The organism is Sphingobium aquiterrae (assembly GCF_037154135.1).
Taxonomy (GTDB): Bacteria; Pseudomonadota; Alphaproteobacteria; order Sphingomonadales; family Sphingomonadaceae; genus Sphingobium; species Sphingobium aquiterrae.
In genome coordinates, this window is sequence record NZ_JBANFL010000015.1 from 59956 (window position 1) to 73080 (window position 13125).

Here is a 13125-nt window from a genome sequence, read left to right on the forward strand (position 1 = left end):
TCAGGCCGACACCAGCAACGTATCCTTCGGTGCGAAAGACGCAAAGACCGGGCCGGGTTCCAGCACATCCTCCGCCTCCGCGATCAGGCTATGGCCGCCAATGGCGATCGCATAGGCGTGCCGCGCGCCCAGATAGGTGCGCTCGACAATCCGGCCTTCCAGGATATTGCTGCCGTTCGCTTCGGGCCGCTGGCGCGACAGGCGGATATATTGCGGCCTGACGGTCAGCATCGCGCTGCTGCCGCATTCCCCCGCCGTCGTCGCCACCGCCGACAACAGGCCCTGGCCTTCGAACAGCACCTGGAAAAACTCCGCCGACCTGCCCTTGGTCTCGACCGGCAGGAAATTGCTGGCCCCCACGAAATCCGCGACAAAGGCATTGGCGGGGCGGGTGTAGATGACTTCCGGGCGATCGAGCTGGGCGATCCTGCCCCGTTCCATCACCGCGATCCGGTCGCTCAGCGCCAGCGCCTCTTCCTGGTCATGGGTGACATAGATGGTCGTGAGGCCGAGCTGGCGCTGCAGCTGCTTGAGCCAGCCGCGCGCCTTGATCCGCAGCTTCGCATCCAGATTGGACAGCGGCTCATCCAGCAGCAGCAGCGTCGGGCGAAACACCAGCGTCCGCGCCAGCGCCACGCGCTGCTGCTGACCGCCCGACAATTCATGCGGCAGCCGGTCGGCATAATCCTCCATGTCGACCAGCGAGAGCGCTTCGGCGATCCGGCTGGCCTGCTCCGCCTTCCCCACGCCGCGCAACTTGAGCGGGAACGCCAGATTCTGCCGCACCGACATATGCGGCCAGAGCGCATAGGATTGGAACACCAGGCCGAGATTGCGATGCTCGGGCGGCACGTCGATGCCCCTGCCCGCGTCGAAGAAGACATTGCTGCCGACCCGGATGGTGCCGCCGGTCGGCCTGTCCAGCCCGGCGATCGCGAACAGCGTGGTCGACTTGCCGCATCCCGACGGGCCGAGCAGCGTCAGGAATTCGCCCTCCGCGACATGCAGGTCGACACCGTGCAACGCGGTGACATCGCCAAAGCGCTTGGAGAGTTTTTCGACATAGACATCAGACATCGCGATGAGTCCTTGTGATGAAACGGGCCGCCGTCACGAAGAAGACGGTGATGAGCAGCTGGATCACGGAGAGGGCGGCGACGGCGCCGGTATTCCCGTTCGACCAGAATGACAGCATGGTCGTGCCGATGATCTCAGACCCCGGCGCGAAGAGGAAGACCGCCGAGGCATATTCCTTGAGCGCCCCCAGAAACAGCAGGGTGAAGGCCGAGAACAGGGCCGGCTTCATCAGCGGCAGGATGATCCGCGTGGAGACCGTCCACCAGCCCGCGCCGGCCGAACGGGCGCTCTGGTCGAGCTCCCGCCCGATCTGCATCAGCGCCGGCGCCAGCGCGCCATAGGCCGTGGGGATGCCGCGCATGGTGAAGGCGATCATCAAGATCCAGATCGTCCCCTGCAGCAGGCTGGCGCCGGGCAGCAGCAGCATCGCCCAGAAGAAGCCGATGCCCGCGACGATGCCCGGCATGGCGCGCGGATAGAGCGCCACGAATTCCAGCTGGCGGCGGAAGGGGAAATCGGACCGCTGGATCACCAGCGCAAGCACCGCGACAAAGGCCGTCGCCACCACGCCGCCGACCAGGGCGATGACGACGCTGTTGGTGATCGCCCGAACATAGGCCGGATAGGCGAACAGGATCGTGAAATTGTCCGTCGTCAGCAACTTCATGGGGGAGAGCAGCGGGGTGAGAAAACTGGTGAAGGCGCGCATGACGATGCCGGCCAGCGGAATGATGACGCAGAGCAGGATATAGAGCCCCAGCAGCGCGGCGACCGGCCAGCCCGCCTTGCCCAGATCGGCCAGCTTGGGCCGCTGCGCCTTGCCCCGCACCGTGATGAAGCGGTTGGCCTTGCGCAGCAGCAGCCCCTGCAGGACGAGCAGACCGGAGACCAGCAGCAGCAGGAACGCCGCCGCCGCGCCCACCATGCCGTAATCGGGCGTGATCGCGCCCAGCCCCTTGCTGTAGAGAAAGGAGGTGAAGAATTCGAGCCCGGCGGGGCGGCCGAAGACAAGCGGGATGGCCAGCATCTCAAGCGACCCGATGAACACGAGCAGCCCGCTGTAGATGATCGCGGGCCGCATCAGCGGCAACGATATCGACCACAGGACGCGGAGCGCGCTCGCCCCCATGCTGCGGCCGGCATCCTCCAGCGTCGCGTCGGCCATCCGCGCGGAGCTGGAGCAGAAGAGATAGACCAGCGGCGCCTGGGTCGCGCCGGCCACGATCGCCATGCCCGGAATGCTGTACATGTCCCATGGGGGCACGCCGATCCACTGCTCCCCCAGCAGGGTGAAATAGCCCGCCGGGCCATAGACCACATACCAGGCAAAGGCGGTCACGAGCTGGGAAATATACATCGGCCACAGGATCAGGCTGCGCAGCAGGCCACGGCCGGGCAGGTTCGTCCGTTCCAGGAACAGCGCGAAGGCGACACCGGCGCCACAGGCGACCAAGGTCGAGAGGAACGCCAGTTCGAAGGAATTGACCAGCACGTCATGAAAATCGGGATCGCCGAACAGGCGCGTGTAGTTCACGCCGGTCAGCAGCGCGCCCGCCTCGTACAGCGGGCGATCCAGCAGGGATTGCCACAGGATCGGCCCCAGCGGCGCGGCCACCAGCACCAGCGTCACGATCGCCATGCCCCACTGGATCAGCACGGCATGGGACAGCGGCGATCGCCCGGAAAAAAGCGATGCGGATGGAGAGGATGTGACGGTCATCGATATCTGTCCGCTCATGACCGGCGCCTGTGGAAAAGGGCGTTCCAGCCTTTGATGAAAGCCGCATAGCCAGCCACCATGCGGGGGTCGTAGCCCACCAGCACGACATTGGCGGCACCCACCCGGCGCACGACGGCATCATGTGTCAGGAAGGGCACCTCATGCTCGCGCACATCGGGCCGATAGGGGGTCAACCCACCCTTCGCCGCCGCGATCTGCCCTTCGCGCGAGAGCAGATAGTCGAGCATCAGCCGCGCCGAGGCCGGGCTTTGCGCCGCCGCCGTGGCCGCCATGCCGCGCAGGACGACGGGCGTGCCGTCGGCGCAGAGCGTCCAGTCGACAATCTTGGCGCGGCCCCGCGTCAGCATCTGCGGCAGCACGGTGACGGCCGACACATGATAACCGACCAGATATTCGCCGACGGTGACTTTATCCATCATCGTCGCGCCGCCCGTTTCCACGCGCACATAGGGCGCGATGCGCTGCATCAGGTCCCAGCCGCCCGGCCGCTTCTGCTGGATCGCCGTCCAGTGGACGGCATAGGCGAGCGCGTGGCTCGATGCGTCATAGGTGGTGATGCGGTTGCGGAACTTGCGCGGATTGGCCTGCGCCAGCGTCAGGAGCTGCCGCAATCCGGTGGGCCTTTGCGCGGGATCGAGCAGCGCCTTGTTGTAGACGATCAGCATCGGATCGGCCGACAGGGTGTAGAGGCCCGGCGCGGGCAGGCTCCATGCGGGAAGATGCGCCGCCTGCGGGCTGCGATAGGGTGCCGCTCCACGCCGCCCGAGGAAACGCAGCCACGCATCGGGCGCGCTGCTGACGATCATGTCCGCCGAGCGCCGCCGCGCCGATGTTTCAGCATAATAGCGTTCGAAGACTTCGGTCGGCCCCATGTCCAGCGTTTCGACGTCGATCCAGGGGTAACGGCGCCTGAAACCGCCCAGAATCTCGCGCCAGTTATAATCGGCCATGTTCGAATAGATGCGCAAGCCGGTTTCACGCCGGGATGCCACCGCCAGATCCGGCCCGGTCGCGGCCGATCCACCCAATGGCCAACAGGCCGCCGCAAGCCCGCCAAGCGCGCCCAGAATCGTCCGCCGGTCGAGGAAAGGCGTGTCTCTCATGACGCGACGATATCCCTCTTTGGCAGGGCGGCAAGCGCGGCCGAACGGAGCAGGCCGGCGTCCGCGCCGACCGTGACGAAGGCATAGCCGCGATCGAACAGCGCTTGCGCCGGCAGGCCGGGCAGGATCGTCCCGCCCAGCGCGATGCCGCTTTCCCTGGTGCGACGCTCGGCTTCATCGGCAAGATCACGGTATGCCGCGCAATCATAGTCACCGGGGACGCCGATGCTGGCCGAAAGATCGAGCGGGCCGAGGAACAGCATGTCGATGCCGGGCACCGCCGCGATCTCCGGAATGGCCGCAACGCCCTTTTCGGATTCGATCATGGCGACAGTCAGCAACTGGCTGGCGGCATGGGCGGGATAATCCGCCGTCGCCGCGCCCCAGCCGGCCGCGCGCGACACGGTATAATGCAGGCCACGGCGGCCGCGCGGCGGATAGGTGGCGCTGGCGACCAGCGCCGCGGCCTCGTCGGCGCTCTCGACATTGGGCGCGAAGAGCCCTTCGGCACCGGCGTCGAGCACGGGCTTGGTCATCATGCTGTCCGCCGCCGGCAGGCGCACCATCAGGGTCGGGCCATCGCTGCCCCGGTCTGCCGCGCGCATCTGGTCCACGACCTGCGCGATGCCGACCGGCGTATGCTCCATGTCGACGATCAGGGCATCGAAGCCGACATGCGAAAGGAGTTCGGCCGCAGGCGGGCTGCCCAGGAACAGCCAGCAACCGGTGGAGGGCTGGTTGCGCGCGATCCGCGCCTTGAGCGCATTAGGCCGCAGCATCGCGTTGCCCATAAAAGCTGGAGAAGAATTTCTCCGCCTGCCCGACCATGGCGGCGCGTTCATGCCGCACGCCCGCCAACAGCTCCATCCGCGCCTCTATGCCCTGCGCCTGGAGGCTGCGATGCAGAGCCCGGAGGCGGTCGACGCGTGTCGTGCCGCTGTCATTCGCGCCCTCCATCCAGTGTGCGCTGCCCGGACGGTGCGTGATCTCCCAGGTGTCGAGGTCCGCCAGCCCCACCGCCAGATGGACCGCAACGCGGCGCATCGCCGCGATATTCAGCGCGCAGCCAAAGCGCGCCTCCATGTCCGCGACGCCCACCCACCATGGGCGATCGGCATCGAGCAATGTGGGCGAGCCCGGAGCGCAGACCGACAGCGCGCTCAACCTGTGCGGATGCAGATAGAAGAAGCGATGCACGAAATGCGCGCCGCCGGAAAATCCGAAAAGGGCAAATGGCCCTTCGGGCACGGCATAGCGTGCCGCCACTTCGTCCACCATCGACAGCAGAATCCGGTCGAAGCGAATGCCGCGATATTCGATATATTTATAATTGTCCCGGTCATGCGGATCATCGATGCCACAGGGGAACAGCGGCGCCAGGATGATGAGGTTGAGCGCGTCGGCCAGGGGCGCGAACAGGTCGCGATAGACATGATTGGCGCGCTCGGTGCCGTGAACCGCCACCAATATGCGCCGCGTGGCCGGATCGCCCTCTTTGGGCACATGGAGCAGATAGGAAAAGCGCTGGTCCAGCCTGCACGCCGTCGCTGGCGTATGACCGAAATCGTAAGGACCAAGGGGCGGCGGTGTAGACGGAATGGACATAGATATGATGGTGCGGCCGGCGCCGGGGCGACCGGCCGCATTCCTCCTTGATCACAGGGTGTCGTGCGGCCTTCAGGCCGTCAGTAATTGAGGCCGAGCTTGATGTAGACGGTGCGACCCTGGGCCTTGCTGTACAGCTCGTTACGATTGAGCATTTGCGACGTGACCGAATAATAGTCTTCGTTCAGGAGGTTGTTCACACCCAGGCTGACGTCGAACGCATCCACCTTGAACCGGGTCGAGGCGTCGATACGGTCGACCGGCCGGACCCTGCCCGTGAAATAGCTGCCGACGGTGGCGGTGGGGAATTTGTTGCGGCTGCCCGAATGGTTATATTGCAGGCGCACCAGCCAGTCGGTCGTCAGGTCATGTTCGATCGCCATGTTGAGCTGATCCGGCCCGATGCGACGACCGCTGAGCGGCGTGTCCAGCGTGCCGTCATGGTCGGCATCCCGGCGGCCTTCGGTATGCGCATAGCTGGCCGACCAGCGTGTGGCGACGCCGATCTTGCCGTCGAGCGACACTTCCCAGCCCTGAATCCGCTCCTTCTCCCGCAGCGTCTTCGCCTCGGTCGGATTGGCGGTGTCGATGACGAAATCCGTGCCATATTTCGATTTGCTGATGAAATAGGCGGCGGCATAATGGATGCCGTAAGCCGTGCCGCGCACGCCCAGCTCGAAATTGTTCACCAGCTGCGGCTTGGGATCGAAATCATCTAGGTTGGTCACGGACACCCGGCGCAGCGGCGCGCCGATGTCGGGGATGGAAAAGCCCTGGGAAAAGCCGCCGAAGACCTGCACTTCCGGCATGACCTGGATCGTGCCGCCGATGTTCACCGGCGTCGCCGCATAGTCCAGCTTGCCGCCCGACACATGCACGCCCGTCAGGCCCGCGACGAAATCGTCGATGGTCAGGCGGAACTCGTCATGCCGCACGCCGGCGCGCAGGGTGAACCAATCGGTGACGGGCAATTCGAGCTGCGCGAAGATCGCATAGTTCATCTGCTTGAGCGGCGGGGTGAAGGTGCGCCCGTCGCCCGGCGCGTTGGTCAAGGGGATAAGGGGCTGCGCGGTCGTATCCCGGCTGATGTCGGTGCCCCACAGCAGTTCGCCCTTTGGCAGGCCGAATTTTTCCAGCGATGTGCGGAAATCAGCCTGCACGCCATATTTTTCCGAGGTGATGGTCGTCTGCGTACCGCCCAGCCGCGCCGGATCGAAGGAGAAGACCGAATAATTCTTCAGATAATAGACCTGCAGATGGAATATGCTGGCGAGCAGGTCGTCATTATAATAGCCGACATAGCTCATCAGGTTGCGATTGACCGGATCGAGCGCGCGCGCGTCATAGGAACCCTTGGTCGCGGTTTCCTTGATGCCGTTGGCGATATTGCCCGTGACGCTGATATAGTCGGTGTCCTGATGCTGGCGATAATAGTTCACCATCGCCTCGATACGCTGGCCGCCGAAATTATAGCCGACCTTGCCGAACAGGTTGACGATGTCGGAGTCGGCGATGCCGCCATAATTGTGCGGATCGGGCGCCAGCCGATCGCCGTCGGCATCGAACTGGCCGTTCACCCGCTCATAGCTGCCGTTCAGGGTGATGTCGAAACCGCCGGCGGCGCCGGTGATCGTCTGCGCGATGGAGGGGTTCAGGCTGTCGCCGAAATGCTCGGTCGAAAAGCCGGTGCCCAGTTCCGTCCGGAATTTCCAGCCATCGCTGGCGGTGCCCTTGCGCGTCACATAGTTGATGATGCCGCCGGCGCCGCCCTGGCCGTAGATGGCCGAAGCGCCGCGAATGACCTCCACACCCTGGATCGCATTGGGGGAAATCAGGCGCAGGTCGCGGCCGCCATCGCGCAGCGGGTTGGACACCGGGACACCGTCGACAAAAACGCGCAACGGCCGGCCACGCAGGCCCTGCTCCACATTCGCCGCCGTGCCGTTGGACGCGGCAAGGCCCGGAACGGTGAAGGCAAGCACCGATCCGATATCGTTGGTGGTGGCGAGCTGTTCTTCCAGCTGCTTTTCCCCCAGCACCGTCGAAGAGCCCGGAAAGGATTCCAGCGTCTTCGACAGGCGCGAGCCGGTGACGACGATTTCCCCTTCGGTGGCGTCACCTGCCGGCGTCCCGCCTTCGCTGCCCTGCGCCAGTGCCTGGCCCGCAAAGCCCAGCATCGCGGTCCCCGCGAGCAGAATGTGAGTGAGTTTGCGCATTCCCCTTATCGTCCTTCCCAACTTGAGATTGGTCGCCCCTGACGACCGACTCATAGATAGTAGCCAATACACGCTACAAATAGTAGCCAATTATTGATACTATCATAAATAGATTATAATCTATGAATTTCAGTTATTTATGCTCTCGTAAAACCGTGTGAGGACCGCAAAATAGGCCTCAGGCTCTTCGTAGAAAGGCATGTGCGAGCTGTGCGGAAAGATGTGGATCTGCGATTGGGGAAGCGCCGCATGCATCCGGAAGGAACATGCCGGCGTCAGCTCGTCATATTTCCCCGCGAGCACCAGGCAGGGCGCGGCGATGCCGGCCATCGCCGGCACCCGGTTCCAGTCCTTCATATTGCCGGTGTAGGTGAACTCATTGGGCCCCTGCATCGTCTCATAGGGGCCCATGTTCCAGTCGGCGAGCGCGTCTGTCAGCGTGTCCGGCCAGACCGGCAGCCGGCAGACATGGCGATGGTTGAGCAGGGCGACCGCCGCCTGATATTCGGGATGATCCAGCGTGCCCTGCGCCTCATGCGCCGTCATCATCGTCACGGTTTCGGCGCCCAGCGCGGCACGCAGCCGATGCAGTTCACTCACCAGATGCGGGATGTCGCACGCGCCATCGGCAATCACATAGCTCTTGACCCATTGCGGATAGGTGAGGCTGTATTCCGTGAAGAGCCAGCTGCCCCAGCTATGCCCCAGGACATGCACCGGCCCCAGGTCCAGCGCGGCGCGCACCTGCTCCGCCTCCTTGACATAACGGTCCAGCGTCCACAGTGCCGGGTCCGTCGGCCGATCGGACGCGCCGCAGCCAAGCTGGTCCCAGGCGACCACGCGATAGCCCCGGTCGACCAGCCGGGCGTGCGGCGCGCGCAGATACAGGCTGGGCAGCCCCGGCCCGCCATTGGCCAGCAGGATGGTTTCCGGCCCGGTGTCATGGAGATCGGGGCCATGGATATAGGCCACGACCTCATATCCTTCGCGCAGGCGGATGCGCCGGATTTCGGGAGCATGGCTCATGCCGCCACCTCGCCCATCGTGATGGCCCGGCCGTTGGCCAGCGAGGGAATGGCGGACCGGAAACGGTAGACCTCCTCCAGGTCGATATCCGCCATGATGACGTCCACCTGGCTGCCCGCCTGCGCCAATATCCGGCCCCACGGGTCGATGATCATCGAATGGCCATGGCTCCAGCGTTCGCCATAATGATGGCCGCATTGCGCGGGGGCGATGACGAAGCTGCCCGTTTCGATCGCGCGCGCGCGCAGCAATGCTTCCCAATGCAGCGGCCCCGTCATGCTGCTGAACGCGGCGGGCACGGCGATGATCTCCGCGCCGGCACCGGCGAGCGACCGATAGAGGCCGGGGAAGCGCACATCGTAGCAGATGCTCATGCCGAGCCGCCCCCAAGGCGCCTGCGCCACCACGCCCGTCGTCCCCGCGCGATAGAAGTCGGACTCGCGCGCGGATGTGCCGTCGGGCAGGTCGACATCGAACAGATGCACCTTGTCGTAGCGGGCCGCGACATCGCCATCCGGCGCGATCAGCACGGACCTGTTGGCCACCGCGCCATCGACAGAGCGTGCGGAAACCGACCCCGCGAGCAGCCAGATCCGCAATTGCCCCGCCAGTTGCCGAAGCATGTTGAGGGCAAGATGGTCGGCCTCTTGCCGGGCATAATCATGCATTTCCGTGGCCGTCGGGACCAGGCAGTCAAATGCCTCGGGCAGAGCGACAAGCTGCGCGCCCTGGCCGGCCGCCTTTTCGATCAGCCCATATGCCTGCGCAAGATTGGCGGGGACATCGGGCGTTGCGCATGTCTGCACGCATGCGACGCGCATGGCTCGTGACATTGGTTTCTCCTTGGATTGATGTCTTTCGAGGCGAAAGCTGGCAACCGATCGAGACAGTTGCTAAACTAGACCGCCATCATTGGCTGTAATGATTGGCTACTATTTTTGCGGAGTCAAACGGTTTGAAGAAAAAAGATGGAGCGGCAGACCTGATTGCGGCGATGGAAGCGGACCTGCTGGGTGGTCGCTTCCGGCCCGGCGAATGGCTGAAACAGGCGGACATCGAGGCGATGTACAGCGCGCATCGATTCGACGTCCGCATGGCCTTGCTGGACCTCAAGGTTCGACATCTGATCGAGCATGTGAAAAATCGCGGCTATCGGGTGATCAACCTGACCGAGCGGGAGCGCGAATATCTTATCGAGACGCGCACCATCCTGGAAACCGGCGCGATCAGCCTGGCGGCGCAGCGGCGCAGCGAAGAGGATATTTCAGACCTCAACGCGCTGGTCCATCAGTTCGAGGACGCCATCGAACTGGGCGACCTCGACGTGCTGCGCGGCCTCAACGCCGAGTTCCACGACCGGCTCTATCAGGCGTGCGGCAACCTCACGCTCGCCGCGGAGATCAAGGCGCTGCGGCAACGCGGCCTGCCGGGCGCGCGCGGCTGGCGCTCCGTCCCGGCCATCAAGAACAGCAACAAGGATCATGCCGAAATGGTGCAGTTGCTGGAAGCCCGCAATGGCGAGGCGCTGTCGGCGATTGTCCGCGCGCACCTCAACAGATGGCGGGAGGGGCCGGAAAACTGAAGAGTGGGCTAAAGGCGGGGGTAATGATGGCCCCGCCGCCGATTACGCCTGCGCCTGACATGCCTTGCCCCGGCCGATCATCCCACGGCAGGCACCCCGACAGAAGCAAGCCCGCAATTCCGATCAGCCAGCCATCAACGCCGGCACAGGAAAGCACGCCGTTCAGCGGCGCCCAGATCGCGAATCGTTTGACACTCGAATAATAGTAGCCAATTATGGCTTCTACGTTGATGCGATCCGTCATCGGCGGTGTCCCGAAGACGAAAAGACCGCATGATCCGTCCGTTGCTCTTCCACATCCATTGGCTGCTGGGGATGACCGCTGGCCTCGTCCTCGCCATCATGGGCGTCACCGGCGCCATGATGGGCTTCGAGGACGAGGTGATGACGGCGTTCAGCCCCGGCATCGTCCGGGTGGAAGCCTCTTCCGCCCCGCGCCTCTCGCCGGACGGGCTGATTGCGGCGGCATCGGCCCAGCGCCGGGGGCTTGGCGTTGCCACCATCGTCATGCCGATCGACACGGACCGGGCACCGCACATCGTCTTCGATCCGCCAGCGGGCAGGCAGGGGCGCGGCGAACGCAGCTATATCGCCCCGCAGCGAGGCACGCTTCTGGGCGACGCCAACGGACAGGGCTTTTTTGCCTTCGTGCGGGCGGTGCATCGCTGGCTTGCCCTGCCCGGCGGTGGCGAAGGCATCGGCCGGCGGATCACCGGATTTTCGGCACTCGCGCTGATCTTCTTCGCGCTGTCTGGTCTCTATCTGCGCTGGCCGCGCAAGCCCTTGGACTGGCGTTCCTGGCTGCTCCTCGACCTGCGCCGGACCGGCCCCAACCTGTACCGCATGCTGCATGCCGTCATCGGCGGCTGGGTGCTGATCTTCTACCTGCTCAGCGCCATGACCGGGCTCTGGTGGTCATATGACTGGTATCGCCAGAGCGCGACCTATGTGCTGACCGGAACCCGTGCCGGGCCGGAGGAAACAAAGCCGCCAGCCCCCGTCGCCCCAGCCCTCCCCGTGCCGATCGACCGCGCATGGGCCAGCTTCAACCGCGTTTCACATGGCCGCTACCAGGAAGCGACCATCGTCCTTCCCAGGGGCGACGGGCCCGTCCGCATCCGCGCGCTGCTGGCTGATGCCCGCCACGACAGGATGCTTGACCAGATCGAGATCGATCCTGTCCGGGGGAACATCCTGAAGATCGACCGATATGCCGACCGCCCGATGGGACAGGTCGTCATCAGCGCCATGCTGGAAATTCACCGGGGCGCCTTTTTCGGTCTCCCCGGCCGGGTCGTCATGACGCTGGCGAGCCTCGCGATGCCGCTCTTCTCCGTCACCGGCTTGCTGCTCTATGTCTCGCGCAGGCGCCGCAAGAAAGAACTGCGCGCGCTCACCCCCTCCCCTTCGGTCGCCTGCGATGCTTCCGGCCCGCTGATCGTCCATGCCAGCCAGACCGGCCATGCCGAACGGCGCGCACGGATGACCGCCAGCGCATTCGACAATGCATCGGTCGTCCCACTGGCGCAGCTCACGCCCGAACGGCTGCGCAGCGCCGGGCGCGCGCTGTTCATCGCCAGCACCTATGGCGAGGGCGGGCCGCCCGACGGCGCGCGCGGCTTTGCAAGGCAGCATATGACATCGCCCGCGCTGCTGGCCGGGCTGGACTATGCCGTCCTTGCCCTTGGCGACCGGGAATATCCCGATTTCTGCGCCTTCGGGCATCGGCTGGACCATTGGCTGCACGACAGCGGCGCCACGCGGTTGTTCGATCTCGTCAAGGCCGATGGCGAGGACAGCCATGCCCTCCACCATTGGCAGCAACAGCTTGCCACAATCGGCGGCCATGGCGACCGGCCCGACTGGCGGGCACCCGCCTGCACGCCATGGCGGCTGGTGGAACGGCGCCTTCTCAACCCGGGGAGCGTGGGCGGCCCGGCCTATCATATCGCGCTGGAACCGGTCGACGCGGCGCATGCCCAATGGCAAGCGGGCGATATCGCCGAGATCGGGCCACGCAACGCCCCCTCGAAGGTCGCCGCATTCATGGCGGAGGCACGGCTGGACATCGCCGACACGGTGAACGGCCTGCCGCTTGCCGATCACCTCGCGCGCAGCATCCTGCCCTCGCCCGCGGATCATGGCGCACTCGACAGCCTGCTTGCCCTGCCTCCCTTGCCCCGTCGCGCATATTCCATCGCGTCCATTCCCGGCTGCGGTCAGTTGCAGTTGCTGGTGCGGCAGGTCGCGGACCCGGACGGCGGCCTTGGCCTTGGTTCGGGATGGCTGACGGCATTCGCGCCGATGGGCGGGGCCGTGGATGTCCGCATCCGGCCCAATCCGGGATTCGGGCCGCCCGACAGCGACCGGCCGATGATCCTGATCGGCAACGGCACCGGCCTTGCCGGGCTGCTCGCCCATCTGCGGCATCGGGCATCTACGGGCGGCGCGGACGCATGGCTGCTGCTGGGCGAGCGCAACCGGGCCTGTGACGCGTTCCACGACATGGCACTGATGGCGCTGATGGCCAGCCGCATATTGACCAGGCTGGACCGCACATGGTCGCGCGATGCCGCCGGAGGCTATGTGCAGGATCTTGTCCGGGCGGCGGCCGAGGATATCCGGCAATGGGTCGCGCGGGGCGCGGCGATCCTCGTCTGCGGTAGCCTGAAGGGCATGGCGCCGCAGGTGGACGCCATGCTGCGCGCCATATTGGGTGACGACAGGGTGGAGGCCATGCTGGACGATGGCCGATATCGCAAGGACATCTATTAA

The 13125-nt window shown here is 65.1% G+C and carries 11 protein-coding genes; 2 read left to right on the plus strand and 9 right to left on the minus strand.

Annotation, left to right across the window (positions count from 1 at the left end; all coding sequences use genetic code 11):
- From WFP78_RS16220 to WFP78_RS16255, 8 genes are all read right to left on the minus strand, one after another.
- Nucleotides 1-1077: an ABC transporter ATP-binding protein gene (locus tag WFP78_RS16220; RefSeq protein WP_336964593.1), complete on the minus strand. Its 1077-nt coding sequence runs from the start codon at nucleotides 1075-1077 to the stop codon at nucleotides 1-3.
- Complete coding sequence (locus tag WFP78_RS16225) at nucleotides 1070-2815, minus strand: ABC transporter permease (protein WP_336964598.1); 1746 nt, start codon at nucleotides 2813-2815, stop codon at nucleotides 1070-1072. The genes WFP78_RS16220 and WFP78_RS16225 overlap by 8 nt, the downstream gene beginning before the upstream one ends.
- Nucleotides 2812-3921: an ABC transporter substrate-binding protein gene (locus WFP78_RS16230; protein ID WP_336964601.1), complete on the minus strand. Its 1110-nt coding sequence runs from the start codon at nucleotides 3919-3921 to the stop codon at nucleotides 2812-2814. Before WFP78_RS16230 ends, WFP78_RS16225 begins: the two co-directional genes overlap by 4 nt.
- The gene (locus WFP78_RS16235; RefSeq protein ID WP_336964604.1) at nucleotides 3918-4700 is read right to left on the minus strand and encodes an HpcH/HpaI aldolase family protein; all 783 of its coding nucleotides are present in this window, start codon (nucleotides 4698-4700) and stop codon (nucleotides 3918-3920) included. The genes WFP78_RS16230 and WFP78_RS16235 overlap by 4 nt, the downstream gene beginning before the upstream one ends.
- A complete protein-coding gene (locus WFP78_RS16240) occupies nucleotides 4687-5526 on the minus strand; it encodes an alpha/beta hydrolase family protein (RefSeq protein ID WP_336964607.1) in 840 nt (279 codons plus the stop codon). Before WFP78_RS16240 ends, WFP78_RS16235 begins: the two co-directional genes overlap by 14 nt.
- An 80-nt stretch (nucleotides 5527-5606) precedes the next feature.
- Complete coding sequence (locus WFP78_RS16245) at nucleotides 5607-7742, minus strand: TonB-dependent receptor (protein ID WP_336964610.1); 2136 nt, start codon at nucleotides 7740-7742, stop codon at nucleotides 5607-5609.
- Nucleotides 7743-7871: 129 nt separating this feature from the next.
- Complete coding sequence (locus WFP78_RS16250) at nucleotides 7872-8768, minus strand: proline iminopeptidase-family hydrolase (protein WP_336964612.1); 897 nt, start codon at nucleotides 8766-8768, stop codon at nucleotides 7872-7874.
- Nucleotides 8765-9601: a carbon-nitrogen hydrolase family protein gene (locus WFP78_RS16255; protein WP_336964615.1), complete on the minus strand. Its 837-nt coding sequence runs from the start codon at nucleotides 9599-9601 to the stop codon at nucleotides 8765-8767. Before WFP78_RS16255 ends, WFP78_RS16250 begins: the two co-directional genes overlap by 4 nt.
- 122 nt (nucleotides 9602-9723) lie before the next feature.
- On the opposite strand from WFP78_RS16255, the gene WFP78_RS16260 reads away from it, so the two are divergent.
- Nucleotides 9724-10350 (plus strand): GntR family transcriptional regulator, encoded by a 627-nt coding sequence (locus WFP78_RS16260; protein ID WP_336964617.1) that lies wholly within the window; start codon nucleotides 9724-9726, stop codon nucleotides 10348-10350.
- Here WFP78_RS16260 and WFP78_RS16265 read toward each other — a convergent pair.
- Nucleotides 10319-10594 (minus strand): hypothetical protein, encoded by a 276-nt coding sequence (locus tag WFP78_RS16265; protein WP_336964620.1) that lies wholly within the window; start codon nucleotides 10592-10594, stop codon nucleotides 10319-10321. The genes WFP78_RS16260 and WFP78_RS16265 overlap by 32 nt on opposite strands.
- A gap of 29 nt (nucleotides 10595-10623) precedes the next feature.
- On the opposite strand from WFP78_RS16265, the gene WFP78_RS16270 reads away from it, so the two are divergent.
- The gene (locus tag WFP78_RS16270) at nucleotides 10624-13125 is read left to right on the plus strand and encodes a PepSY domain-containing protein (RefSeq protein ID WP_336964622.1); all 2502 of its coding nucleotides are present in this window, start codon (nucleotides 10624-10626) and stop codon (nucleotides 13123-13125) included.